The sequence below is a fragment of the Amycolatopsis echigonensis genome (assembly GCF_014174495.1).
GTDB classification, from domain to species: Bacteria; Actinomycetota; Actinomycetes; order Mycobacteriales; family Pseudonocardiaceae; genus Amycolatopsis; species Amycolatopsis echigonensis.
Map to the genome: position 1 here is coordinate 1 of NZ_JACJHR010000101.1, position 25,343 is coordinate 25,343.

Below are 25,343 nucleotides of genomic sequence, written 5' to 3' on the forward strand. Positions count from 1 at the left end.
CCTGTCGGAGAGGACGGCCCCGCGCACTACTGAGAAAACCTCGATGTGGCACGGGTGCATGCGACGCACCGAACGCCGCATCGGGTGCGTGGCGGCGACGGGGCCGGTCCGTGAAGGGCTCCTTGAGGGAATCTAAGTCCGTGAAGGGGCCCCTCACGAACGGCGGCGGGCCGTGGGGGACTCCTCAGAGCACGTGAAGAGACCCCTCGCGGAATCCGAAATGCGGCGAAGTGGAATCGGTGTCCGTGCAGGGAAATGGCCGCAAGGCGGGAGAGTCTCGGGCCTCGCGGCAACCGAGGCCCATGCGAGAGCGGGAGTCAGGGGCGCTGGCGCACTCCGGCCAGGACGGCGCTCACGCTCGGCAACCAGCGGTGCCTCGGGTCCGGCGCGGTCAGCCATTCCGGACCCAGTCCGGGGGCTTGCTGACCGGTCGGCAGGGGGAGGAGCGCGCCGCTGTCCAGGACGGTTACGTCTGCGGGCAGGGAGCCGCGCAGGAGGAGTTCGCCGTCGGTCTCGGCGAGGATTGCCAGGCGGGGGCCGTGCTGGGTCGGGAGGATCAGGGAAGGGCCTTCGCAGCCGAGGGCGGACAGGTGGTGGCGCACCGGGCCCGAGGTGAGTTTCGGCAGCGTCACCGCGCACAGACCGTTTTCCAGGGCCAGGAACAGGCGCGCGCCTTGCCGTCGGACGGACCAGCCGAACACCCCGCCGTAATACGCGTCCGCCGGGTCTGGGCCGGTGTGCTGGTCGGGCCGCACTTGCTGGTCGAGAGTCATCGTCGACGCCTTCCGCTCGCATGGGGTGCCCTCCATGCTAACGGCACTCAGTGCCACTAGCAAGCCAGGCTGCTACCGTTCCGGGAATGACGGAGACGCCGCGCACCCGGGTCGGGGCCACGCCTGCCGGGCGGCGGCAGTTGCGTCGTGCGCTCGCGACGGCGGCCGTGGATCTCTTCGCCGCCAACGGGTACGAGGCGACGACCATCGACGACATCGCCGCGGCGGCGGGTGTCGGGCGGCGGACGTTTTTCCGGTACTTCGACAGCAAGGACGACGTCCTCTTCGCCAACCACGACGAGATCGTCGCCGAGATGGAGCAGGTGTTCGAGACCGCCGACCCGGCGCGCGACCCGATCGAGGTGGCGACCGCGGCGGTGTCGCTCGTGCTGGAGTCCTACGCCGCGGAGCTGGACGTCTCGCTCAAGCGGTTCACCCTCACCCGGACAGTGCCGTCGTTGCGCGACAAGGAAGTCGCGACGGTCGACCGCTACCAGCGCGTCCTCGCCCGCTACCTCCAGGACCGCTTCGCCGCCGCCGGGGACGAGGCCGCGACTCTCCGCGCCGCGGTAGCCGCTGCAGCCATCGCGGCGGCCAACAACCACGTCCTGCGACGCTGGCTGCGCAGCGGCGGCAGGGAAGACATCGAGGCCGCGGCGACGGAGGCGTTCACCCTGGTCGCGGACGCGTTCCGGACGACCGGCGGGAAGCCCTCAGCGGAGGCGGAGCCGGGCACGGTGGTGGCGGTGCTCAGCACGGCGACGCCGTTGCACGAGGTCGTGACCCGGATCGGCGCCGCGCTGCGCGAGGCCGAGTCTCGGTGAGGCGCTTGCCGTTCGGCAAGTGAAGTGCACTGAGTGCCACTGGTGGGCGGATGAAGGCCGGACGCGCTGGCCTCCTCGGCGGGGCGGTGCCGGAGGCGGCGATCCCGGTCGGGGAGTGGGGCCGCGTGCGGATCGGTGGGTGCGCTGGGCTGCTCGGCAAGGCGGTGCCGAATACGCCGACCTGGTCAGGGAATGGGTCGCGCGCGGATCGGTGGGTGCGCTGGGCTGCTCGGCGAGGGGGTGCCGGAGGCGGCGATCCCGGTCGGGGAGTGGGGCCGCGTGCGGATCGGTGGGTGCGGGCGAAGCGCTGCGCGGTGGCCTGGTTGCAGGCGTGGTGTCGCAGGCGGGCTTGACGGCGGTCTGCTGCTCGCGGGCTCTTGTCGTCGCCGTCCCGCGTCGGTTGGTTGATCTCGGATGCCGCAGCTGTGGGCTTGCGGCCTGATCGCGGCAGTGGTGACCGAATTCTGGAATTGGGTTCCTCGTGCGCGGGCAACGACGGGAGTGCACCGAGGTGGGTATTGTCCCGGTCTGGGGGTAGGTGCTTCGAGCGTGCTGCGGTGGGGGGGCGGTTGCCCGGCGAGACGGCGGCCCGTTCGGAGAATGGGCGCGTCCGTCCGCCGGGCACGGGTGTGGCCGAGGGGGGCATCGTCGAGCGGTGAGCGCCGAAGCGTGCTCCCGCCCGGATCAGGCCTTGTCCACCGCGGGCTTGAGGACTTCCGCGCACCATTGCCGGAAAGTCGTCGGAGTTTCCACGGCATGCTGCGGAGTGCGCACAACGCCCTCGTCCAAATGGTTCAGCTTCGCCGTCGCCATGTCCATCATGGACTGTGCCATCGCCTCGGAAAGTCCGTTCGCGCGAACCTGCGCCCCCAGTGCGGAGACCGGGATTTGCTGGTACTTCACCGAAATCCCCAGCACTTCGCTCACGATCTCGGCTTCCTGGTTCGGCGACAGGTCTTCCGGGCCGAGCACGGGGACCTCTTCGCGGCCAGTCCACGAAGGATTGAGCAAGAGCCGGGAAGCGACCGCGGCGATGTCTCGCGTGCAGACGGTCGGGGCGGCGTAATCCGGGGGCAGGACGTCGTAGAACGTGCCTTGTTCTTTGATCACCGACGTTTGGCGCAGCAGATTGTCCATAAAGGTCGGATTCGCCAATGCTCGGAAGGCGACGCCGGTGTCGGCGATGAGGTCGTCCATGGCCAGGGTGGCGGTGACATGTCCGGCCTGTTCGGCGACAGCGGTGCCGCGGCCCAGTGCGCTGACCGACACCACTCGGCGGACGCCGTGGGTGCGGATTGCCTCGACGGCGGGGCGGGCGAAGCCGGAGTAGGCCTCGTCGGCGCTCGCGGCTTGCCGGTCGGGCGGGACTAGCCAGAATACGGTGTCCGCGCCGTCGAAGGCTCGGGCGAGTACTGCGGGATCGCTGTGCGAACCGGGGTGGACTTCGATACGTTCACGCAGGTCAGCGGGCAGTTTCGCGGGATTGCGGACGATCGCGCGGACAGGACGCGAGCCGTCGGCGATCTCGGCGAGAACGCGGCTGCCGATGTTCCCGGTGGGGGCGGTGACGACGATCATGCGGGCACTCCAGGAGACTGTCGAAGAGGTGGAGCAGGAAGTAAACTCCACCGTACCGTTTACTTTTGGCGGAGGCAAGGATGGCGCGTGAAGGCGGTTCGCAGCTGCGGGGTGCGGAGTTGCGCCAGCACATCCTGCTGGCGGCGAAGAACGTGTTCCTCGAAACCGGGTTCGAGCGCGCGTCGATGGACGCGGTCGCGGCCAGCGCGGGGACGTCCAAGCGGTCGCTGTACGTGCACTTCGAGAGCAAGGACAAGCTGTTCCTCGCGGTGCTCGACCTGGTCCGCGAGCTGTACCTCGGCAAGCTGATGACCCCGGACGCCTACGCGGACGACCCGGTCGAGGCGGTCGCGCTGTTCTGCGGACGGTTCCAGCAGTTGCTGACCTGGGAGTCTCAGGCGCAGACGTGCCGGCTCTGCATCTCGGCCGCCGAGCGGTTGCCGGACAGTGCGAAGGCGTACTACGACGCGATGTTCGCGGTGATGTACTCGCGGCTCGCCGGGTATCTGGCTGCGCAGTACCAAATGGACGGTCCGGAGGCGGCAGCGCTCGCGGAGGATTTGGCCGGGCGGACGGTGTTGCCGCGGGTGTTTCGGGTGCTGCTGAAGGTCGAGCCGGCGATCGAGGACATGCCCGGGACTGAGGCGGCGGTGGAAAACGTCGCCCTGGAACCGATTCGGAAGGTTGTTTCGGCGACCTTGGGACAGCGAGCATGAAGATCGCCGACGTGTAGCTCGCGAATCCGCCGTTGACGAATCCGTTTACCAGCTGGTCCGAGACCCGGACCGGCGAAACTCGCACGGTGGTGCGGCTGCGCACGGACACCGGGGCCGAGGGCTGGGGCGAGACGCGCTCGAAGCTTTTCACCGGCGACAGCACCTGGCCCCGTTTTTCCATGGCTATCTGGGGTAGGCGCGCCGACGCAACCGGTGCGGAAGGGAAGGAACTCGCGCAGGGTTTGCTGAACACGCGACGAGGGTGGTCGCGGAGGGCGGCTTCGCGGCGGTGAAATTGAAAGGCACGCGGGACGTTCGCGGCGATGTCCGCATTCTTCGGAGCTGCGGAGCGCACTGCCGGACGTCGAATTGCGGGCTGATCCCAACGCCGCGTGACGGTGCCGCGGTCCGAAAAGGACCGCGGCACCGTGTTGCGGGTCAGCGCAAGGCGTTGACCGTGATGGTGAGCGTGTCCGGGTCGCCCGCTTGGACGGCGCCGCTGAAATCGGGGCCGGGGGAGACGTCGTCGTACGGAAAGGCGTAACCGCGATTGTCCGGCAGTTTGCTGTGCACGATCCGGGCGTAGTGGTTGGTCTCCGGGTTCTGGTAGAACTTCGCCGGATCCTCGCCGGTCGGCTGCTTCGGGTTGTCGCGCAGAGTGGTGCGGTTCAGAGCCGCCGCCAGCCGGGGGATGATTGCTTTGCGTGCGTCGCTGTCGCCTTGTTTGATGGCGAACGGTCCGCTGTCGCAACTCCACACGTCCGGCGTGGCGGGTTTGTCGAAGCGTTCGCCGTTGTTGAAGGCGAGCACGCCGTCCGCGCCGACCTTGCCGGTGAACGCGCCCAGGCCGGGCACCTGGGTGTCGACGGTGAGCGTTTCACTGGTGTATTTCTGCCATACCTCGTTGATGTAGCCGTCGAGGTATCCGCCGAATTGGTCGGCGCGGTAATGCGCGGACAACGCGCGAAGCGGCTTTCCGTCGCCGCCGGTTTCGATCAGTGTGCCCCATTTGCCGCCCTGGGCGTTGAGTGCGTCGCAGATCGGGTCGAGCGAGCGGGCGGGCAGGCCGGGGACGGTCTGGTCGCCGGAGCCGGTCGTGGTGAGGTGCAGGCCGAGCGGGATCGCGACGAAGTCGACGTAGCTGATGTTCGCGAACAGCACGTCGTTGTTGAAGGTGAATTCGCAGAACGACCAGTTCCGGTTGTAGTTCGGGTCGTCGGCGGCGAGGAAGCTCGGGTGCACGAGGGCCGGGCCCTGGTTGACGAAAAAGTCCAGTTTGCTGTCCAGTGCGACATAGATCCGGGCCGCGTACATTTTCGGGACGGTGACCTGGGAAAGCGACTTCAGCGGGATCGCGCAGTCCTCGGCGAGCGGGGTGTGGTCGCTGCCCGGGGACGGCGGATAGTAAGGCGTGCCATCGGCTTTCAGGATGACGAGCCGGTTGTCCAGTGTCGTGCCGGTGATGTACGCGTACGTCTGGCCCGCGCCGGACTGGTCGTCGAAAGCGACCTTCGCGGTGTCGGGGGTGGTCGCGGAGGCTAACGCGGAGTTCCAGAGTGGAAATGTCGCGGCTGCCGCGGATGCGCCGAGGAATGCCCGCCGGGAAATCAAGGAAAACCGCCTCCTGGAGTCGTGCCCTTTTCCGGTGACCGGCACGCTAGCCACGGACGGGAAACCGGGTCAACGCGTGCGGGGGAAATTGGCTGGTTTTGTCATTCCCGGCGTTTTGTCTCTGGACGCGCGCGGAGACACGGGCCGCCGCCACGGCCCGTGCCTCGCTGTCTGGTGTGGACTGTTCGGTCAGCTCACCTGCAGGTCGATGCAGGCGTAGAACGCGTTTGCGGTGTCCGCGATGTTCCAGACGGCGAGCACCGTCTGCCTTCCGGTGTGCCCCTTGAGATCCACGTTGTGGGTGACCGTCTCCGGGGGCTGCTGGCCGCCGCCGTCCACCGTGGCGATCTTGTCGTTGCCGATCCAGTATTCGTAATTGGAGGTGCGGTGCCGGGCGGTGAACTTCCACGTGAAGGCCACCGAGGAACCGACCGGCGTAGCCTTCCAGCCCTTGTTGTTGTCGTTCAGTTCGGCGAACTGCGCGTTGCCGCCATCGCAGCTGTGCAGCCCCTTCGGCCCTTCGACGCTCTGCGGTTCGTACTTGATCTGTCCGCAGGAAACCGTTCCCTGCGCGCATTGGGCCTGCCTGCTCGCCGGCGCGTTGACGTATCCGTGCGCGCTGGCGATGCCCGCCGGGCTGAGCAGCACGAGCACCGGCGCGATCGCCGTGCCGACCGCGGCGGCGACGAGTTTCCGGTTCGCTTTCATGGGCAGCTCCTTCGGGGAATGCTCGTTTCCCGGTGCGGGTACGACAAAGCGACGCACCGGCTTTCCGGGAGCCGGCCCGCACGAGGGGTGGAGCGAAGGGGTGGGCTTCTTGGTCTAGACCATACGCCCGAGGCTCAGGAAAGGTCAACAGCTGGCAAAGAAAGGCGGGGCGCGGTTATCCGTCAACGTTGTCAGGCAAGGACACTGTCGCTTGTGGTTCTTGCCGGGCGGGATTCCTCGGATTGCGCCGGACGGGTGGCGAAACGCGGATTGCGGGCACTGAGCGTGATTTCGTCCGCCCTGGACTGTCTACAGTGGATGGTGCGAAACTGCGAGGACGCACGGAAAGCGGTCGAGCAGGGTAATCCGGTGCAGCGATTCTGCCCGGTCTTCGCAATTCCCGACTTCCGGAGGGTTGAACGGATCCGGCCAGTAATGCTGCACTAGGCGGTTCGGCTTTAGTGCGTTCGACGAGGAAAGCCGCGGCCATTCGGCGGGAGCGGGCAGCCCGCCGGCACGGTCAGCTCCGGGTCGCCGGAGCCTGCTGAGCCAGCTCCCGCGCCACCTCGACAGCCACCTCGATGGTCCGCGCCGCGAGCGGGGACTCGTCGCCGCGGCCGGGCGGCCAGTGCAGGTAGATCGCGCGCGCCGGGGTGGGATCGAGGTCGTGCACCCGTAGATCCGGCCAGCCCTCGGGTCCGTGGATCGCGCCGCAATCGCGGCAGACGACCTGGTGGATCGCCAGCCAGGGCAGGACGGCGAGACCCATTCCGGCGCGCACCATCGACAAGATCGTTTCGCTGCCCGCGGACCGGAACACGATGCGCGGGCGCGCGCCGGCGTCCGCCAGCGACCGCTCCAGCCTGGGCTGGTCGCAGCTCGACGGCCAGGCCACCATGGGTTTGCCGTCGAGTTTTCGGGCGGACACCGGCCCCTCGGGCAGGTCGCCGGGAGGCGCGACTAGCAGGTAGGGGTCCTCCATCAGCAGGACGCGTTCCGTTTCGTCGCTGATCAGGCCGTCGTAGAACAGCAGGTCGAGTTCGCCCAGCCGAGGCTCGTCGGGTTCCGAAAGGCGGATGTCGCAGCGCGGGTGCTCCTCGCGGAGGAGGCGCAGCACGGTCGGCAGAATCGCGTGGGAGACGCTTTGCAGGGTGCCGACGTCGACGCGGCCTTCACCGGCTTTGAAGCGGTCGACCGCCTGGCCCAGCGCCTCGGCTTGCGCCAGCACCGCACGGCCGTGTTCGAGCACCACCGCGCCCACGGGGGGTGATCCGCACGGGACGCGGACCGCCCGGCCGGTCGAACACCGCGCCGCCGAGGGTGCGTTCCAGCGCCGCGATGTGCTGGCTCACGCTCGACTGCGTGTAGCCGAGCCGGTTCGCCGCCCGGGAGAACGTTCCCTCCTCGGCGATCGCGAGCATCGTCGTCAGGTGCCGCAGGTCGAAGTCGGCCATGAGGCGAGTATATTACGAACAACGATGGATTCGATCATAAACAATCGCTTTTCTTAATCTCTGCGCGCTCCTAGCGTCGTTGCCATGAAAGTCGCAACGATCACCGCGGAGAGAACTCCCGTTCGCGGGCTGCCGTCGCTCGCGTGGGCGCTCGGTGCGTGCCACCTCGTCGCCCGGGGCGGCTCGTTCGTGCAGCCGATGTTGGTGCTGTACCTGACGCAGGAACAGCGGATGACCCCGACGGCGGCCGGTGCCGTGGTGGCAGCGGTGGGCATCGGCGACTTCGCGTCGCAACTGCTCGGTGGCTGGCTCGGGGACCGGATCGGGCGGCGGAGGACGATGCTCCTCGGGTTTCTCGGGACAGCAATCGCGTTGGCCGCCTTGGGTTCCGCCGAAACGATTGCGGGAATCTGGGTGACGGCAGTGGGCTACGGCCTCGCTGCCGGGCTCTTCCGTCCGGCGGGCTCGGCGGCGGTGGCGGACCTTCCTCCGGACCAGCGAGTGCGGGCGTACAGCCTTCTTTATTGGGCGGCGAATCTCGGATATGCCGTCGCCGCGACGGTTGCCGGGGTGTTGGCGAGCCGCGGTTACGGGCTGCTGTTCTGGCTGAACGCAGTCGCGATGCTGGCAGCGGCGTTGATCGTGGTGGCTGCGGTGCCCGAGACCCGTTCAGCCGCGAACCACGATCGACGCGCGCTGCTGCCCGTGTTGCGAACGGACCGTCTGATGATCACTATGACGCTGATTCACGTCGGCTGCTTTACGGTGCTGATGCTGGCTTTCGCGACATTGCCGTTGTTGATGACCGCGCAGCAGTTCAGTTCCGCCGCCTATGGCAGCGTGCTCGCGCTCAATGGGTTCGCCATTGTTGTCCTGCAACCCTTGGCTGTCGCGGTCTTGGCGAATCGCGACCGTGGGACTGTGCTCGCTGCTTCGATGTTGCTGGTCGGTCTTGGCGGCGGTCTTGCCGCCGTGACGTCGAGCATTGCTGGTTATGCCGTCGCGGTCCTCGTTATCAGCCTTGGACAGATCGGGTTCGCGGTCCAGTTCGGTGCGACGTTCGCTGCCCTCGCACCGCCCGATCTCCGCAGCGGATACCTGGGCGTCGCGTCGAGCGCGTGGAGCCTTGGCGCGGTGCTCGGTCCGGTGGCCGGCACGGCGTTGTTGCAGCAGGCGGGCCGAACTTGGCTGGGCATAGCGGCTTTCGCTGCCGGAATTCTGCTTTTCCTCGCCCAGAAAGCCGTCGCTGGACGACTTCGTGAGCGACAGGCTGGTCAGTTAACCGAGAAGGGAACACACCGATGACGACCATGACCGACAGCGAATGGCACGCCTTCCTCACTGAGGGAACCAGGCTTGCTCATCTAGCTATCACCCGGGCCGACGGACGTCCCCACGTCACCCCGATCTGTTTCGTCCTCGACGGAGACGAACTCGCCTTCGCTCTGTCACCGGGAAGCGTCAAAGGCAAAAGCCTTGCGCGAGATGGGCGCGTCGCCGTCTGCATCAGCGACGGGCACCAGCCGTACGCCTTCGTGACCGTGGAAGGACAGGCACGAATTTCTGCCGAACCGGACCAGATCAGACGCGTCGCGGCGGGGATCGCCGAGCGTTATTACGCCGGTCAGTCCGCAGTGGACCTTGCTGAATCGTTCGTCCACGGTGGATTCACCGCGGTGCGGATCAGCATCGCGAAGGTCATCGCCCAATCTGGACTCGGCTGAGACTGTCTCACTGCAGCCGTGCCCCGGTACTCGCCGAGTTAGGCCACCGCTGCACCAGGGCATGGGCCCGCGCCGCAGTGTCGGCGACCAGTGACCACGGCACGGCGAGCACCGACAGCAAACGGCCGTGAGGGGAACCCTGAGCAAAGGTTCCCCTCACGGCCGGCGGAGGTCAGTGTCCGACGGCGGCCCGGACGGATTCCTTGAGCGAGCCGAGCGTCGCGATCACCGCGGTGGGTTCGTAGCCGCAGTGGGCCATGCAGTTCGAGCAGCGCGGGTCCTTGCCGCGGCCGAAGTTCTCCCATTCGGTGGTTTCGATGAGTTCCTGGTAGGTCTTCGCGTAGCCGTCGTCCAGCAGGTAACACGGGCGCTGCCAGCCGAGCAGCGAATAGGACGGGATGCCCCACGGGGTGCATTCCAGGTCGCGTTTGCCCTCGAGGAAATCGAGGAACACCGGCGAATGGTTGAGCCGCCAGCGTTTCCGGTTGCCGCCGCCGAAGGCCTTGGAGAACAGTTCGCGGGTCTGCTGCACGCCGAGCCAGTGGTCCTGGTCCGGCGCCTTCTCGTACGCGTACCCCGGCGAGATCTGCATGTTGTCGACGCCGAGGTCGTTGAGGTAGTCGAGCACGTCGATGACGTCCTGCGGGGTGTCCCCGGTGAAGAACGTCGTGTTCGTCATGACGCGGAAGCCTTTTTCCTTGGCGAGCTTGATCGCGTCGACCGCCGCCTGGAAACCGCCCTCCTTGCGCACTGACGCGTCGTGCCGTTCTTCGAGGCCGTCGATGTGCACCATCCACGCGAAATTGCGGTGCGGCTTGAACTTGTGGATGTGCTTGGGCAGCAGCAGCGCGTTGGTGCAGAGGAAAATGATCTTGTTGCGGGCGAGCAGCTGCCGGGTGATCTCGTCGATCTGCGGGTGCATCAACGGTTCGCCGCCCGCGATGGACACCATCGGCGCGCCGCTCTCCTCGATCGCCCCGACCGCCTGCTCCACCGGCATCCGCTGTTTCAGCAGGGTGTGCGGCTGCGCGATCTTGCCGCAGCCGCCGCATTTGAGATTGCACGCGAACAGCGGTTCCAGCTCGACCAGGAGCGGGAATTTCTCCTTGCGCAACAGCTTCTGCTTCATGAGATAACCGCCCAGTCGAAGAGACTGGCGCAACGGCATGGCCATCGCTCAGAGCACCTCCCGAGGTAGGGTGAACGTCATTTCTTCCTCCGTCAGCGTGTTTTCCGCGACGCTGACCGGCCCCAATCCGCGCAGGGCCTCGACTGTTTCGGTCACCAGATGCGGCGGCGCCGACGCTCCCGCGGTGAGCCCGATCCGCCCGGCCCCGGCGAGCAGGCGCAGGTCGACGTCGCCGCAGCCGTCCACCAGCACTGCCGGGGTTCCCTCGCGTTCGGAGACTTCCACCAGCCGGCGCGAGTTGGACGAATTCCCGGAACCGACCACCAGCACCAGATCCACTTCGCGGGCGATCGCGCGCAAAGCCTGCTGCCGGTTGGTGGTGGCGTAACAGATGTCGTCCTTGCGCGGTGCGGAAAGCCCGGGAAACCGTTCGCGGAGCACGGACGCGATTTCCTCGGCTTCGTCAAGCGCCAGCGTGGTTTGCATGGTGTAGGCGGTGCGCGCCGGGTCGCGCACGGTGACCGTCCGGGCGGCCGCGACATCGCCGACGACCACCACGTCGTCGGGCGCTTCCCCGACGGTGCCTTCGACTTCCTCGTGCTCGGCGTGTCCAATGAGGAACACTGTCTCGCCGCGACCGGTGTAACGGCGGACTTCGTTGTGCACCTTGGTGACCAGCGGACAGGTCGCGTCCACTACGGACAGCCCGCGATCCGCCGCGGCACGCCGAACCGCCGGGGAGACGCCGTGGGCGGCGAACACGAGCGTCGCGCCTTCCGGAACTTCCTCCACCTCGTCCACGAACACCGCACCGCGCTCCTGCAACCGGTGCACGACATGAGTGTTGTGCACGATCTGCCGACGCACGTACACCGGTGCGCCGTGCTTCTCCAGCGCTCGCTCGACAATCTCGATCGCTCGCTCCACCCCGGCGCAGAACGAACGCGGACTGGCCAGCAGAACCATGCGCGGCCGCACGGCTTCGGCCCACGCGGTGAGCGCGGGAGCGGCCCGGCGCAGACTCCGCAGCCCAGCGAGTCCATTGGAGACAGTCGAGGGATGCAGCAGCGGCTCGCCGACAGTGTCCACAATGGCCCGAACCACGGCGAACGGCTCACCGCTCGCGGCAAGCCACGCGGACTCCATGTCGACCGCCAGCGCACCGCTCGAAGCCAGCGAAGCCCGTTCCCGCTCGCGTACCACGTGCGAACTGCCGACGACCGGTCCGAGATGGACAGTGAGCCCGAGACCCCGCAACGCACCTGCCAGCAACGGCGCGGACGGCACCGGCACTACGCCGGAAGGACCGCGCACCTCGGTGGCGACCACCAGGTCCCCCGGCCGTACCTCCGGGGTGAGCCCTCCGCCGACCCCCGCGACGATCCGAGGTCCGGACGGGAGCCGGGCCGCAGCGGCGGCGGCCCGGCGAGGCCCGAGTCCGGTGTGGACCGTCCGCGGACCGGGGCCGCGCACCGCGGCCTGTTCGATCCGCAACGGGGTGCAGACGATCGGGGTCATGACCCGCCCCGGAGATACCGGCCGAGCGCGGACAGCGGGAACACCACGCGATACAGGTGATACGACAGGTAGAAGTCGCCAGGGAACCCGGTTCCGGTGTGCTTGTCCTCGTCCCAGCCGCCGTCCGGACGCTGGCGTTCGCACAGCCACTCGACGCCTCGGGCGACCGCTTCGGACTCCCGTTCTCCGGCGGCGAGCAGCGCCAGCAACGCCCACGCGGTCTGCGACGGCGTCGAATCACCGCGTCCGGCCCACGCCCGGTCGTCGTAGGAGCGCAGGTCCTCGCCCCATCCGCCGTCCTCGTTCTGGTGCTCGGCCAGCCACTTCACCGCGTGCCGGATCCGCCGGTCCGCCGCCGGAATCCCGGCCGCGACCAGCGCGGGCACCACCGCGCCCGTGCCGTACACGTAGTTCGCGCCCCATCGGCCGAACCACGAGCCGTCTTCCTCCTGGTTGTCCAGCAGCCACCGCACTCCCCGACGGCATTCGCGAGAGCCGGATTTCCCCTCCGCGGCCAGCATTTCGACCACGTGCGCGGTCACGTCCGCCGACGGCGGGTCGATCACCGCGCCGAAATCGCAGAACGGCAGGCGGGTGGTCAGCACCTGCGTGTTGTCCGCGTCGAAGGCACCCCATCCACCGTCGCTGGACTGCATCCCCTCCAGCCACGCGACGCTCCGGTCGACCGCCTCCCGGATCCGCAGGTGGTCCGGTTTGCCCATCCGCCGCAGCGCGAGCACCACCTCGGCGGTGTCGTCGGTGTCCGGGTAGCCGTCGTTGGCGAATTCGAACGCGAAGCCGCCCGGCTGCAGCGAGGGCCGCCGCACCGCCCAGTCGCCCGGCACCCGGATTTCCTCGCCCAGCATCCACTCCGCGGCGCGGACCAGGGTTTCGTCGCCGGGGGAGACGCCCGCGTCGAGCAGCGCGGTCATTGCCAGCGCGGTGTCCCACACCGGCGACTGGCACGCTTCGAGCCGCCGCACCCAGCCCTGGTCGGTCTTCTCGCGGATGGTGAACCCGTCGAGCCCGGCGATCCCGGCCTTGAGCGCGGGATGGTCGAGCGGATAGCCGAGCAGGTGCAGCGCGAGGATCGAGTACACCCACGGCGGCTGGATCCCGCCCCACGAACCGTCGGCCTCCTGCCGCGCCAGAATCCACTCCGCGGCCTGCTTCATCGCGAGCTTGCGCACCGGGTTGAGCGGCAGTTTCGCGTAGGCGTGCAGCGCGGTGTCGAGATTCTGGAACACACCGTCCCAGGTCCACGGCGCACGCGTCTTCGGCGGTCGCTTGCCGGTGCGCAGTTCGGAGACGTCGAAGGGCAGCTTCCGCACCGGGCGGAACGTGCCGACGATGGTCAGCGGCACGATGGTCTGCCGCGCCCAGCAGGCGAAGTCGTAGACGTTGAGCGGGAACCACGACGGCAGGAAGATCAGCTCCGGCGGCAGGCTCGGCAGCTCGTCCCACGACCACTGGCCGACCAGCGCGAGCCAGATCCGGGTGAACACCCGGGTCGCCTCGATCCCGCCGTGCCCGCGGATCCACTCCGCGGCCGAGGACAGCCACGGCGCGTCCGCCGGATCGCCGGCCAGCCGGAGCGCGACCCACGCCTCGACCGTGGTGGACAGGTCGGCCGGGCCGTCCGGGAAGTTCGCCCAGGTGCCGTCGCCGCGCTGCTGCGAGCGGATCCAGCGCGCGGACTCTTCGGCGATCTGCGGGGTGAGGATTCCGAGGAAATGCCGCAGCAGCAGGTCTTCGGCGTCCATCGTGACGTTGGTGGCGAGTTCGCCCTTCCACCATCCGGCGCGGTCCTGCTCACGGCGCAGGAACTCGACGGCCGCGGCGACGGTGTCGGCGGCGGTGCGAGCGGCGGGCGCGGAGGTGCGGGGGACGGTCTGGGTCATCACGCTTCCCTTCCGGCGATGAAACGGGCGATCGAAACGAGGTCGGCGCGCGGGCCCGGCGGGATGACGGCCAGCGCTTGCTCGGCGGTGGCGACGTGCCGCGCCGCTTCCGCGGTCGCCCACTCGCGGCCGCCCGCGTCGTCCACCAGCGCGGCGATCCGCGCGAGGTCGGTGTCGTCGTCCCCGGCGAGCCATTCCGCCAAACGCCGGCCCGCCGCGCCGCCATGCGTGGTCGCGTAGGTGATCGGCAGCGACTTCTTGCGCGCCCGGAGGTCGGAGTACACCGATTTCCCGGTGACCGCCGGGTCGCCCCAGATGCCGAGCACGTCGTCGACGAGCTGGAACGCCAGGCCGATCTCCTCGCCGAAGACCGCCAGCGCGTCGACCACCTCGGCGGGCGCACCGGCCAGCACTGCCCCGATCGCGGCGCTCGCGGACAGCAGCGCACCGGTTTTCCCGGCGGCCATCGTCACGCATTCGGTGAGCCTGACGTCGTCGCGCTGCTCGAACGCGACATCCAGGAACTGGCCGTGGATGAGCCGTCGCGTGGTCTCGGTGAGCAGCCGGCCGGCGGAGACCGCGTGCGGGGAACCGCTGTCCAGCACCACTTCCTGCGCGAGCGCGAGCATCGCGTCCCCGGTCAGGATGGCGCTCGCGGACCCATACAGCGCCCACACCGTCGGCCGATGCCGGCGCTCTGTGTCGCCGTCCATCAGATCGTCGTGGACGAGCGAGAAATTGTGCACCAGTTCCACCGCGACGGCACCGGGCACGCCGACTTCCACCGGCGCGCCCGCGGCCTGCGCGGAGACGACGGCGAGCGCCGAACGCACGGCCTTGCCGCCGTTGCCTTGCACCGGCACGCCGTTCGGGTCGGTCCAGCCGAGGTGGTAGGCGCTGATCGCGCGGCTGGTGTCGTCCAGGCGGTCGACGGCGGCGCGCAACGCTGGTTGCACGACGTCGCGGGCGCTGCCGAGCACCGGCGGCACCGCGGAACGCACGGTTGTCGTCTTCGCGGCGGAAAATACATCGGCGGTCATGCTCCGACTCCCTCCCTCTTACCGTTGTGCTGAAGAAGGGCAGCCGCCGCAGTTGCGCCACTGCGCGCGGCACCTTCCATCGTCGCGGGCCATCCGGTCGCGGTCCACGCGCCCGCCAGGTACAGCCCGGGCAGGGCGGTGCGCGCGGGCGGGCGCAGCGAGGCGGTCCCGGGACCGGGCCGGAACGTCGCGTGCCGCTCGCGCGTGACGAAAAAGTCGAGCACCCGGGCGCCGCGCGCCTCGGGCAGCAGAGTCAGCAGTTCGGGCAGCAGCTGCTCGCGCAGTTTCGCGGTGGGGAGGTCGATCTGCGCGTCCGCAGCGGACAGCGACATCGCGAGGTACTGCCCGGAGTCCAAACCGGACTGTCGCGTTCGGTCGAACACCCACTGCACCGGGGTGCGCACGCCCGCGACGAACGGTTCGTCGAGAACCTTCCGGTCGAGCACCACGTGCACGTTCACGATCGGCGAGCTGCCGAGCCCGCCGGACCAGCCCGGCGGCAGCCCGATCGCCCCGGTGGGCGCGAGCTGCTCGGTGACCGGCGGGGGAGTGGCGAGGACGACCTGGCCGAACTCCTCCTCGCCGCGGTCGGTGGTGACCCGCCAGCCTTCGCTGATCGCGCGCACCTTCGTGCCGACCCGGACCTCCGCGCCGGCCTCGATCAGCCGCTCCCGCGCGGGGTCGCCGTGCAGTTCCCGCAACGGCACCAGCGACCATCCGATGTCGGCCGCGGCCGGATCGGTGAGCAGCCCTTCCTGGAACACTGTCGCGGCGAGACTGAGCGACGCGTCGTCGGCCGTCGCGTTCAGCGTTGCCACGCCGACCAAATCCCACAACGCTTCGATCGCCGCCGCGCTCTGCCCGTGCCGGCGCAGCCATTCCCCGAAGGACTGGCGATCCGTGCGGTCGGACTTCGGGTCGACCCGGCGCAACGCGAGCGCGGCCATCGCGAACCGGGCGCGGTCGAGCGGGCGCAGCGGGTCGTAGCGCAGCAGCGAGCCGGCCAGGTGCAGCGGCGCGGGCAGGTCGTCGCGCCGCAGCCAGGTCGGCCCGGCCGCGCCCGGCAGCCGGATCGGAATCTCCAGCCGGGGCTGCAGAGTCACCCGGTCCGCGACGCCGAGCCGGTCGAGCAGCGCGCGATAAGCGGTGCAGCAGCGGAGGAACACGTGCTGTCCATTGTCGACCCGCAGCTCGCCGCGAGCGAACGAATGCGTCAGCCCGCCCAGATGCGGCCGCGCCTCGAACAGCGTCACCGGCCGCCCGGCGTCGGCGCAGGCGAGCGCGGCGGCGATGCCCGCGAGCCCGCCGCCGACCACCGCGACCGGGGCGGTCATCGGCCGATCCCGGTGAGCGCCCGGAACGCCACCACCGCCTTTTCCCGGCCGGACAAGGAAAGCCGCCGGTCGAACACGCGCGCGGGCTGTTCGTCGATCCGGTCCAGCAGGGTGCGGTAGATGCCCGACATCGCGGTGCAGCAGGCGGCGCTGCGACCGTCCAAAGAGGGCACGAGGCGAAGGCCGCGGGAGTACCAGTCGCGAGCGCGCGCGGCGCTGTCGTGGATCAGGGCGGTGAGCCCGCCTTCAGGGTCGGCCAGCTTCCCGTCCGGCCCGACGGACAGTTCGACGCCGAACCGGTCGAGGTCCTCTTTGGGCAGATACACCCGGCCGCTCAGCAGGTCCTCGCGGATGTCGCGCAGGATGTTCGTCTGCTGCAAGGCGATTCCCAGCTCGTCGGCGTACACCGGCGCGTTCGGCTCCGGACGGCTGCCGAACACGCCGAGGCACAGCCGCCCGACCGAACCCGCCACGCACCGGCAGTACTCGACCAGTTCGTCGAACCGCACGTACTCGCGGCCGGTCACGTCCATCTCGACGCCGTCGAGCAGTTCCTCGAACGCGCCCAGCGGAATCGGGTACCGGCGCGCCGCGTCGGCGACCGCGACGTACACCGGATCGGTGGCCGCGGACAGGTCGCCCAGCGCTTTCCGCACCCCGGCGAGCCCTTGCAGCTTGGTCTCGGCGGACGCCGCGGTGTCGTCGCCGATGTCGTCGATGATCCGGGCCAGCGCGTACACCGCGCACAACGCCGCACGTTTGTCCGGCGGCAGCAACCGGATTCCGTAGTAGAAGTTGCGCGCTTGTTCCTTGGTGACCGCCGCGCAGTGCGCGTAGGCCTCGTCCACTGTGCTCACTGTCGTCATCCGGACCGCCTCCTCGTGCCGACTTGCAGCCACCCCAGCCAACTCAGCAGTCCGGCCCGGCTCGGCCGGACCGGCGCGGACAGCACGTCGCCGCCGCTCGCGCGCAACGCGTCGACCGTCGCGAGCCCGCCGGCGAGGAAGCCGCTCACCGCGAACCGGCCCCAGCCGGACAGGTGCCCGAGCAAGTCCGCGCCGTCGCCCAGCAGGGCGGCGGCGCGGCCGGTTTCCCACCGCATCAGCGCTTTCATCCGGGGCGACGCGTGCGCGGCGCCCAATTCCTCCTCGGCGACGCCGAACTCGGCGAGATCCTCCTGCGGCAGGTACACGCGCCCGTTGCGGTAGTCCTCGCCGACGTCCTGCCAGTGCTCCACCAGCTGGAGCCCGGTGCAGATCCGGTCGGACAGCTCGGCCGCGGCCGGGTCGCGCACCCCGAGCAGGTCGAGCACGATGCGGCCGACCGGGTCGGCGGAAAGCCGGCAGTACGCCAGCAAGTCCGCGAAGAGCGGATAGCGGTGCACCCGCTGGTCTTGGATGTTGGCTTCGACCAGCCGCTGGAACGGTTCCTCGGTCAGCCGTCCGGCCCGGATCGCGGGAAGAAGTCCACGGACAGCGGGATCTGTCGGTTCCCCGTTGCCGAACGCCGCGGACACTTCGGCCGAGAAGGCCTTGAGCTGCGCGGTCCGGTCGCCCTCGGCCTCGTCGCCCAGATCGTCCACAGTGCGCGCGACGGCATAGACCGCGACCAGGTCGGCGCGCAGCCTTTCCGGCAGCACCCGCAGGGCCACCGGGAAGTTTTCCGCGCGCCGTTTCTCTCGCAGGCCGGACGTATCCGGAGCGTGACGGACACCCGAGGCTGATCTCATCCCCGCCAGTGTCGCGCCCCCGGACGGGCGGCTTCTGCCGCCGGAAAGCGAATTTCGCTGGCTTCGACTTGGCACGAGGGGCCAAAGTGGGGACAGGATGTTCCGAGGCGACCCGAGACCGCGGCCTGCGACGGAAGGACTCCCGGACACATGGGACCAGATCAGGTGACCCGGCTTGACGAACTGGAGAGGGTGCTGACCCGCCGGCTGCCCGCGATGCTCAACGAGGTCCGCGACCAGCTCGCGGACGAGCATCCGGACTACGCGGAATTCCTGACCGAAGAGCTGGCCGACCTCGTCACCGCCAGCGCGGGGTTCGTCCGGCGGCTGATCGACATGGCCGCCGAACCCGAAGAACGGCTGCTGGAACTGGGGTCCGGGGTCGAGCAGGCGGTGTTCGAGGAAATCGGGCGGGCGCAATACCAGCAAGGCCGCCGCGTCACGAGCCTGCTGTCGGCTTACCGGGTGGGCGCGCGCGTGGCGTGGCGGCACGTTTCGGAAGCCGCCCTCGATCTCGACGTGCCCGCCGAGCTGTTCGCCTCGCTCGCCACCACCGTGTTCGCTCTGGTGGACCAGCTTTCCGAATCGTCACTGCGTGGTTACCTGCAGGAGCAGTCGGACGCGGTACGCGCGCGGGAGCGGCTGCGCGACGAACTGACCGCGCTGCTGCTGTCCGACCGCGCGGACAAGGCCGCGGTGCGCGCCGCCGCGGCGCGCGCGGACTGGCGGCTGCCGAAGCACGCCGCGGTCGTGCTGGTGGAGGACGACAACGAACTGGGCCGGGAGTTGGTGTTCCGCCTCGAAGACAGCTGCCTGCGGCTGCACCGGCCCGGCGTGGTCGTGGCGATCGTGCCGGACCCGGGCGGTCCGGGCAGGCGCGCGTGGCTGGCTCGCGCGCTGCGCGGCGGCGGCGCGGTGGTCGGCGCGACGGTGCCGCTGGACCGGCTCCCGGCCAGCCTGCGCATCGCCGAGGTGACCGCGCGCCTGCGCCGCGACCATCTGCTCAGCGACGATCCGGTGTTCGCCGACGAGCACCTCGACGCGATCATCGTGCACCGCGACGACCGGCTGCTCGACGTGCTGAGAAGACAAGCCCTTGCGCCGCTTGAGGAGCTGAACGAATCCTCGCGCGAACGCCTGTCCACCACGCTCACGTCGTGGCTGCTGCATCTGGGGGACCGCAAGGCGGTCGCGGAGGATCTGCACATCCATCCGCAGACGGTGTCGTACCGGCTCGGCCGTCTGCACGACCTGTTCGGCCCGTCGCTGGACGATCCGGCCGTGCGCGCGACGCTGGTGCTGGCGCTGGCCTGGGGCCCGCCCGGCGAAGTGGACGAAACCGCCTGATCGGGGAATTTCCCTGATGCGGCAGCGGGGTGGCCGCTCTAGGTTGAGTGCGGCAGCGGGGCATGAGTAGGGGGCTCCCGAACGGGTATGCCGGTTCTCGCCGGTACGGCCGCTCGCTGGGAACCAGGGGAGGAGAGTGCGTGGACCCGTCAGCTTTCGGCGCCGAAGCGCGCCGCGAGCGCCCGGTACAGGCCGGGTGCCGTGCCGCGCAGCGCGACGGGGATCCGCAGCCAGCGCGGCACGTAGTAGTCGCCCGGATGCGCGGCGGCGCGAAGCACGGCGGCGGCCACGCGTTCGGCACTGACCGGCCGGGGCGTGCCTCGGGTGTACGGACGGCCGCGGCGCTCGAAGAATTCTGTGCGCACCACGCCGGGAACTACGATTCCGACGGTGACTCCGGTGCCGTGCACCTCGAACCGGAGACTGTCGGCGAAGGCGTCCACACCGGACTTCGTCGCGGCGTACACCGCTTCTCCGGCGACACCGGTGCGTCCGGCGATCGACGATACGAAAACGATCTGCCCGCGGTCGCGCTTCAGCATCGCGGGCAGCAGCGCGCGGGTCAGGTCGAGCGGCGCGGTCAGGTTCACCGCGACCAGGTGCCGCAGCTGGTCCTCGGACAGCTCGGGCAGGGGGCCGGCCCAGCCGAGCCCGGCGTTGTTGACGAGCAGATCCACCGATCCGGTGATCGCCAGCGCGCGTTCGGCGAGATCCGCCGCGGCTTCCGGGCGGGCGAGGTCGGCGGCGAGCGCGGTGCCGCCGGTTTCCGCGGCGAGGGCGGCCAGCCGGTCCTCGTTCCGTCCGTGCAGCAGCACCCGGACGCCGGAACGGGCGAGCTTGCGCGCGGTGGCGGCGCCGATCCCCGACGACGCGCCGGTGACGAGGGCGGTACGGGCCATCAGGCAGCGGGCAGCGCGGCCGGGCGGTGGCCCATGCGCAGCGTGATTCCCGCCGAGCGCAGCGAACGCCGGAACCACCACAGCGAACCGGCGATGGCCAGCCCGATCACCGAATACGAGCCCGCGGTGCTCACCATGAGGAAGCTGCCGACCGTTTCCCGCGCGAGCATCAGCAGCGTCACGCTGCCGTTCACCGCGAAGACGAGTCCCCACAGCACGGACACGCGCTGGAAGAACCGGCGCATTCCGGGATGCCCGGACAGCGTTTCCGGGAATGCGCAGAAATCGCCGGCCAGCCGCGCGAGCAGCGGTTTGTTGAACGGCGCGGAGACCAGGAACAGGCTCGCGACGAGGAAATTCTGTAGAGTCGGCTGCAGGAAGTACAGGAACGCGCTGCCGGTGGCCAGGCCCAGCACAGTGCGCGCGACCAGCAGAGCCGAGGTCAGCAGCAGCACCGCGGGGATCTTCTTGCGCAGCACCAGCCGGGTGCCGATCACCGCGACCGACCAGCAGAGCGCGGCGATGACCCCGCTGTCGAAGCTCACGAGGGTCAGCAGGAGGTAGAAGAGCCCGGCCGGGACCAGCGTCGATTCGAGCAGGTGCCGGCCTCCGCCCACCACGAGGTTGCGGAACGAGGGGAGGTCGATCGTATGGGGGTGTCGCATGCGGGTTCTGCTGCCTCCGGTGCCAACCGGGCGACTCGGCCTCGGACAAGGTTCGAGCATAAGCACGGCGGATGGGGACGGTGTGAGGTGAAGAGTCCGTGACAGTTACGGGGATGTCGCTGGTCGTCGCGGTCCCCGCCGCCGTGGCCGGCGCGGCGTGCATGGGACTCGCGAGCGCAGCGCAGGCCAGGGCGACCAAAGAGGTGGAAACCGGCAAACCGCTCGACCTGACGCTCTTCAAGCGGCTCGTCGGACGACCATTGTGGCTCATCGGCATCGCCGCCACCATCCTGGGGCTCCTCCTGCAGCTCGTGGCGCTCGCGTTCGGGCCGTTGCTGCTGGTCCAGCCGCTGCTCGTGACGTCGCTCATGTTCGCCGGGCTGGCGTCCGCGCGGCTGGAGCGCCGCCGCCCGGACCGCACGATGAGTGTCGGCGGGTTGCTGTGCGTGGCCGGGCTCGCCGCGTTCCTCGTGATCGCGCGGCCGAGCGGCAACAGCGAAACGCTCGTCAGCGGCGGCGCCCTGCTGCCGCTCGGCATCGCGCTCGCCGTGCTGACCCTGGCCTCGCTTGTCGTTGCCGCGTCAACGAATTCCGGATCTTGGCGGGTGCTCGGGCTCGCCGTCGCCACCGGCGTGCTGTACGGGCTCACCGCCGGTCTGATGAAGGTGGTCGCGGGCCAGTTCCGGCTGGGGATCGACGAGCCGTTCCGGCACTGGACGCTGTACCTCGTGTGCGTCGTCGGGCCGCTCGGCTTCCTGCTCAGCCAGAACACGTTCCAGCAGGGGCGGTTCCTGACGCCCGCGCTCGCGGTCATCACCGCGCTGGATCCGCTGGTCGGCGTCGCGATCGGGCTGTCGTGGATGGGCGAGTCGGCCGACGGGAGGCCGCTCGCGCTGTTCGGCGAGGCGCTGTCCGGGCTGGTGATCGTGGTCGGGATCGCGCTGCTGTCCACGCGCGCGTCGCATTTGTCGGCGGAATCGGAAATGCCGCCCGCCGAAGAGGAAACCGCATCGGAAGAATCGGGCGAACGGCCTGATTCGGGCCCGGACGACGGATACGGTCTCGCCGGGACCGCCTGCTAGCGAAAAGGGGGCAGCGTTGGAGCGCGTGCTGATCGTGTCCGCGAACATGGGGCAGGGGCACAACGCCACGGGGCGCGCGCTCGAGGACGCGATACGCCGGCGCTGGCCGGACGCGACCGTGCGGTGGATCAACGCGCTGGAGCGGCTCGGCCCCGGTTTCGAGGGTCTTTTCCAGCGGATTTACGTCGCCAACGTGGAAAGCGTCCCGTGGCTTTACGAGTTCTTTTACGCCGCGATCTGGCGGATTCCGTGGTTCGCCGCCGCGTCCCGCTGGTTCACCGCCTCGTGGTGCGGGCGGCGGCTCGCCAAGCCGGTCGCCGAATTCGCGCCGGACCTGGTCGTCTCGACGTATCCGATGGGCACGGCGGGGCTGGCCTGGCTGCGCCGCAAGGGAAAACTGTCCGTGCCGATCGGTGCGTGGGTTTCGGACTTCGCGCCGCATCCGTTCTGGGTTTACGGCGCGGCGGATCTCACGATGGTGATGCACGACGTCGCGGTCGCGCCCGCGCTGCGCTCGTCGCCGTCGGCGCACGTCGGGGTGTCCGCGCCGCCGGTGCGCGCGGTGTTCCGGCCCGGGGACCAGACCGCCGCGCGCCAAGAGCTGGAGCTGCCGCCGGACGCGTTCGTGCCCCTGGTTTCGTGCGGGTCGCTGGGTTTCGGCGAAATCGAGACCACGGTGCGGGAATTGCTGGCGGCGGACCCGTCGGTCGTGCCGGTCGCGATCTGCGGGCGCAACGACGCGGTGGCCGCCCGGCTGCGGGCGCTGGACGAACCGCGGTTGCGCGTGGTCGGGTGGACGGACCGGCCGGAGCTGTACACGCTCGCGGCGGACGTCGTGGTGACGAACGCGGGCGGGGCGACCTCGCTGGAGGCGCTGGCGTGCGGGCGGCCGGTGCTGATGCATCAGCCGATCGCCGCGCACGGCAAGGCCAACGCCCGGCTGATGGCCGCCGCCGGGCTGGCTCTGGTGTCCACAAAGGACGGTGAGCTTGCGGAGACGGTGCGCGGGCTGCTGGCCGAACCGGAACGGCTCAAGGAGATGGCGGAGGCGGTCGCCCGGCACTGCGAGACGGCCACCCCGCTGGAGGAGGCGCTGGAATCGCTTGTGTCCGCGCCGTTGAACCCGCCGACGCAACGGCTCCGCCCGGAGGACGCGCTGTTCGTGCACGTGGCCACCCCGGAGGTGCCGCAGCAGGTCGGCGCGGTCTTGGTGTTCGATCCCAAGGCCGACGGCACGCCGGTCACCCGCGCGGACGCCGAGCATTTGCTCGCGGCGACGCCGGGCTTGCGGACGCGGTTGCTGCCCGGCAGCGGATTGTGGCGGGCGCGGTGGCAGGAGGATCCCGGGCGCACGTCGGCGGAGGTGCTGACGTCGGTGCGGGTCGGCCCGGACGCGCCGCTGGACGAGGCGTTGACGCGGGAGATGGACGCGTTCTTCTCGGACCCGGTGTCGCCGGAGCATCCGGTGCGAGCGCGGCTGGTGACCGGGATCGAGGGGGAACAGGGCGCGTTGCTGATCGCGCTCCACCACGCGGCCAGCGACGGGATCGCGGTGATCAGCGCGCTGGTGGGGCAGACGCGGGGGAAGGAACCGCTGGTGCCCGCGGCGGCACCTCGGCGGCGGGGGTGGGGAGAGCGGGTCGCTGGGCCGTTGCGCGCGGTGCTCGGGCGATTTGCGCGACCGGGGTGGCACCGGCTTGAACGGCCGCCGGGATCGGCCGATGGTTCCGGCGCCGCCGAGTTCGCTCGTTCGAAGTCCGGATCCGGTGCTGGAGCTCGCGGCGGTGCGGCGGAGCCGGTTCGGGGCGCGGGGCCTCGCGGCGGTGCCGCCGAGCTGGCTCGCGGGGTCTGGGCCCTCGCGCGGGCCGGGGCCGCGCCCCGGGTTCGCTGGGACAAGCGGATCGACAGCCCCCGGAGGCATTTCGCGCGGGCGCATCTGTCCGCGCCCGAAGTCCGGAAGGCAGCGCGGCGAGCGGGGGTGCCGACGACCAACCTCGTGCTCGCGCTCGTCGCCGAGGCCTTGCACCGCGAACTGGGCGCGACCGCGCCGGAGCAGCTCCGGGTGCTGATCCCGATGTCGGTCCGCGACACCGGGACCTTCCGCCAGCTCGGCAACCACACCGGCGCGGCGTCCGTGGACCTGCCGACCGGGGCGATGTCGCTGACGGAGCGGGTGCGGAAGACCGACCGGATGCTGTCCGGCCAAGTCGACCGCGGCGCGCCCCGCGCGGGCAACGCGGTCGTGCGCGTGCTCGGGATCCTTCCGCCGGCGCTGCACCGCCGGGCGGCCAAGCTCGTCTACCGCGGCACGTGGTTCAGCGTCATCGCGTCGGTGCTGCCCGGCGCGCGGTCGCCGGTGGTGCTCAATGGCGCGCTCGTCCGCACGGTGTACCCGGTCTTGTCGCTGGCTCCCGGTGTTCCGGTCGCGGTCGGCATCATGACGTGGGCGGACCGGTTCACCATCTGCATCACCGTGCCCGCCGGACAAGAAGCGCGCGGGGACCGGCTGGCGGCCGCGGTCGTGGAGGCGTTCGGCCGGTTGTAGTCACTGGGAGAAGTGCGTGCGCGGGCGGGGCAGAAGTTCGCCGTCCACCTCGATGTCCACCATCTCGTTGTAGAACGCCACCAGTCCGGCGATGGGCTGGACCGCCGCGGTCGGGTAGGCGTACGTCCACGCGAGGTGTTCGTGCAGCACGTCGCCGATGCGGACGGACCAGTAGCCGGACGTCTCGCCTTTGTACGGGCAGGCGGTGGCCATGCCGGGTTCGGCGACGAGGTGCGTGAAATCGACTTCGGTGCGGTTGAAGTAATACCGCGTCGGGAGGCCGGTTTCGAACAGCAGCACCGGCGACGACGATTCCGCCAGCGTCACCCCGTTCAACCGCACGCGGACGTGCCGCGTCGAGCGCAAAGCGTCCACCCGCGTGTACGGATTGCGCGGGTGGACGAAAACTTGTTCGTCCTCTTCGAACCAGGCGTCCAGTGCGTCCCAAGCGAACTTGACGTGTCCGGGCAGGACCGCGCCGTCGCCGTGCACCCAAGCGGCAGCAGGCTTTTCGACCTCGCCGACGCGCAGCGAGTGGCGTCGGGCCGGGCCGTCGATCTCGTCCTCCGGCGTGAGCACACCGGAGAGAACGTCGTCGAGCGGGAAGTAGAACTGCGGGTAGTAGGGCCATTCCCACACGTATTGGGCCCGCGTGCTGTCCACAATGGTCTTCCCGGCGAGCACTCCGCGCACTCGCCGGGGGACCGGTTCGACGTGTCCGGTTTGGACTGCTGCCGCTGGGTAATCGGTCATCGGTCAGCCGCGC

Annotated in this window: 23 protein-coding genes; 7 read left to right on the forward strand and 16 right to left on the reverse strand. The window is 69.8% G+C overall.

Annotated features, from left to right (window positions below):
* Window positions 1-317: 317 nt before the first annotated feature.
* Window positions 318-773: a hypothetical protein gene (locus tag H5411_RS40290; protein WP_101438909.1), complete on the reverse strand. Its 456-nt coding sequence runs from the start codon at window positions 771-773 to the stop codon at window positions 318-320.
* Between the two features lie 86 nt (window positions 774-859).
* Between H5411_RS40290 and H5411_RS40295 the strand changes: the two genes are divergently transcribed.
* Window positions 860-1,597, forward strand: coding sequence for a TetR family transcriptional regulator (locus H5411_RS40295; protein WP_101438910.1), 738 nt, complete (start codon window positions 860-862; stop codon window positions 1,595-1,597).
* A gap of 684 nt (window positions 1,598-2,281) precedes the next feature.
* On the opposite strand, the gene H5411_RS40300 is transcribed toward H5411_RS40295, so the two are convergent.
* On the reverse strand, window positions 2,282-3,175 hold the full coding sequence (locus tag H5411_RS40300; RefSeq protein WP_183126868.1) for an NAD(P)H-binding protein: 894 nt from the start codon (window positions 3,173-3,175) through the stop codon (window positions 2,282-2,284).
* Window positions 3,176-3,255: 80 nt separating this feature from the next.
* Between H5411_RS40300 and H5411_RS40305 the strand changes: the two genes are divergently transcribed.
* Window positions 3,256-3,891 carry a TetR/AcrR family transcriptional regulator gene (locus H5411_RS40305; protein WP_183126870.1) on the forward strand — a complete coding sequence of 212 codons (636 nt, stop codon included), beginning with the start codon at window positions 3,256-3,258 and terminating at the stop codon, window positions 3,889-3,891.
* Between the two features lie 438 nt (window positions 3,892-4,329).
* On the opposite strand, the gene H5411_RS40310 is transcribed toward H5411_RS40305, so the two are convergent.
* The 4 genes from H5411_RS40310 to H5411_RS48130 all read right to left on the reverse strand — a co-directional run bounded on the left by H5411_RS40310 (window position 4,330) and on the right by H5411_RS48130 (window position 7,664).
* Window positions 4,330-5,502: a glycoside hydrolase family 64 protein gene (locus tag H5411_RS40310; RefSeq protein WP_183126872.1), complete on the reverse strand. Its 1,173-nt coding sequence runs from the start codon at window positions 5,500-5,502 to the stop codon at window positions 4,330-4,332.
* Window positions 5,503-5,691: 189 nt separating this feature from the next.
* Window positions 5,692-6,210 carry a lytic polysaccharide monooxygenase auxiliary activity family 9 protein gene (locus H5411_RS40315; RefSeq protein WP_101438914.1) on the reverse strand — a complete coding sequence of 173 codons (519 nt, stop codon included), beginning with the start codon at window positions 6,208-6,210 and terminating at the stop codon, window positions 5,692-5,694.
* A 520-nt stretch (window positions 6,211-6,730) separates the two neighbouring features.
* Window positions 6,731-7,471: a LysR substrate-binding domain-containing protein gene (locus H5411_RS48125; RefSeq protein WP_312878716.1), complete on the reverse strand. Its 741-nt coding sequence runs from the start codon at window positions 7,469-7,471 to the stop codon at window positions 6,731-6,733.
* Window positions 7,383-7,664 (reverse strand): LysR family transcriptional regulator, encoded by a 282-nt coding sequence (locus tag H5411_RS48130; RefSeq protein WP_312878717.1) that lies wholly within the window; start codon window positions 7,662-7,664, stop codon window positions 7,383-7,385. The genes H5411_RS48125 and H5411_RS48130 overlap by 89 nt, the downstream gene beginning before the upstream one ends.
* An 84-nt stretch (window positions 7,665-7,748) precedes the next feature.
* Here H5411_RS48130 and H5411_RS40325 point away from each other — a divergent pair, with 84 nt between their 5' ends.
* Both H5411_RS40325 and H5411_RS40330 read left to right on the forward strand, forming a co-directional pair.
* Window positions 7,749-8,969: an MFS transporter gene (locus H5411_RS40325; RefSeq protein WP_101438915.1), complete on the forward strand. Its 1,221-nt coding sequence runs from the start codon at window positions 7,749-7,751 to the stop codon at window positions 8,967-8,969.
* On the forward strand, window positions 8,966-9,388 hold the full coding sequence (locus H5411_RS40330; protein WP_101438916.1) for a PPOX class F420-dependent oxidoreductase: 423 nt from the start codon (window positions 8,966-8,968) through the stop codon (window positions 9,386-9,388). The genes H5411_RS40325 and H5411_RS40330 overlap by 4 nt, the downstream gene beginning before the upstream one ends.
* Window positions 9,389-9,560: 172 nt before the next feature.
* Here H5411_RS40330 and hpnH read toward each other — a convergent pair whose 3' ends face one another.
* Genes hpnH through hpnC form a run of 7 tightly spaced genes read right to left on the reverse strand, consistent with a single transcriptional unit; the run spans window position 9,561 to window position 18,039 of the window.
* Window positions 9,561-10,562 (reverse strand): adenosyl-hopene transferase HpnH, encoded by a 1,002-nt coding sequence (hpnH, locus tag H5411_RS40335; RefSeq protein ID WP_101438917.1) that lies wholly within the window; start codon window positions 10,560-10,562, stop codon window positions 9,561-9,563.
* A gap of 3 nt (window positions 10,563-10,565) precedes the next feature.
* Complete coding sequence (gene ispH, locus H5411_RS40340; RefSeq protein WP_183126874.1) at window positions 10,566-12,035, reverse strand: 4-hydroxy-3-methylbut-2-enyl diphosphate reductase; 1,470 nt, start codon at window positions 12,033-12,035, stop codon at window positions 10,566-10,568.
* Entirely contained in the window at window positions 12,032-13,936 is a 1,905-nt protein-coding gene (gene shc / locus H5411_RS40345; protein ID WP_101438919.1) for a squalene--hopene cyclase, read from the reverse strand. Before shc ends, ispH begins: the two co-directional genes overlap by 4 nt.
* Entirely contained in the window at window positions 13,936-14,976 is a 1,041-nt protein-coding gene (locus H5411_RS40350) for a polyprenyl synthetase family protein (protein ID WP_101438920.1), read from the reverse strand. The genes shc and H5411_RS40350 overlap by 1 nt, the downstream gene beginning before the upstream one ends.
* Window positions 14,973-16,310: a hydroxysqualene dehydroxylase HpnE gene (gene hpnE, locus H5411_RS40355; protein WP_101438921.1), complete on the reverse strand. Its 1,338-nt coding sequence runs from the start codon at window positions 16,308-16,310 to the stop codon at window positions 14,973-14,975. The genes H5411_RS40350 and hpnE overlap by 4 nt, the downstream gene beginning before the upstream one ends.
* A complete protein-coding gene (gene hpnD, locus H5411_RS40360) occupies window positions 16,307-17,176 on the reverse strand; it encodes a presqualene diphosphate synthase HpnD (protein WP_101438922.1) in 870 nt (289 codons plus the stop codon). The genes hpnE and hpnD overlap by 4 nt, the downstream gene beginning before the upstream one ends.
* Window positions 17,173-18,039: a squalene synthase HpnC gene (hpnC, locus tag H5411_RS40365; RefSeq protein ID WP_208637481.1), complete on the reverse strand. Its 867-nt coding sequence runs from the start codon at window positions 18,037-18,039 to the stop codon at window positions 17,173-17,175. The genes hpnD and hpnC overlap by 4 nt, the downstream gene beginning before the upstream one ends.
* Window positions 18,040-18,189: 150 nt before the next feature.
* Here hpnC and H5411_RS40370 point away from each other — a divergent pair, with 150 nt between their 5' ends.
* Window positions 18,190-19,386 (forward strand): PucR family transcriptional regulator, encoded by a 1,197-nt coding sequence (locus H5411_RS40370; protein ID WP_101438923.1) that lies wholly within the window; start codon window positions 18,190-18,192, stop codon window positions 19,384-19,386.
* Between the two features lie 149 nt (window positions 19,387-19,535).
* Here the strand turns inward: H5411_RS40370 and H5411_RS40375 are convergent, their stop codons facing one another.
* On the reverse strand, window positions 19,536-20,285 hold the full coding sequence (locus tag H5411_RS40375; protein ID WP_167442048.1) for an SDR family NAD(P)-dependent oxidoreductase: 750 nt from the start codon (window positions 20,283-20,285) through the stop codon (window positions 19,536-19,538).
* Entirely contained in the window at window positions 20,285-20,950 is a 666-nt protein-coding gene (locus H5411_RS40380; RefSeq protein ID WP_101438925.1) for a VC0807 family protein, read from the reverse strand. Before H5411_RS40380 ends, H5411_RS40375 begins: the two co-directional genes overlap by 1 nt.
* A gap of 98 nt (window positions 20,951-21,048) precedes the next feature.
* Between H5411_RS40380 and H5411_RS40385 the strand changes: the two genes are divergently transcribed.
* Window positions 21,049-22,032 (forward strand): DMT family transporter, encoded by a 984-nt coding sequence (locus H5411_RS40385; RefSeq protein ID WP_244194812.1) that lies wholly within the window; start codon window positions 21,049-21,051, stop codon window positions 22,030-22,032.
* 25 nt (window positions 22,033-22,057) lie between these two features.
* Window positions 22,058-24,577: an MGDG synthase family glycosyltransferase gene (locus H5411_RS48690; RefSeq protein WP_101441215.1), complete on the forward strand. Its 2,520-nt coding sequence runs from the start codon at window positions 22,058-22,060 to the stop codon at window positions 24,575-24,577.
* On the opposite strand, the gene H5411_RS40395 is transcribed toward H5411_RS48690, so the two are convergent.
* Complete coding sequence (locus H5411_RS40395; protein ID WP_101438927.1) at window positions 24,578-25,330, reverse strand: DUF427 domain-containing protein; 753 nt, start codon at window positions 25,328-25,330, stop codon at window positions 24,578-24,580.
* Between the last annotated feature and the right edge of the window lie 13 nt (window positions 25,331-25,343).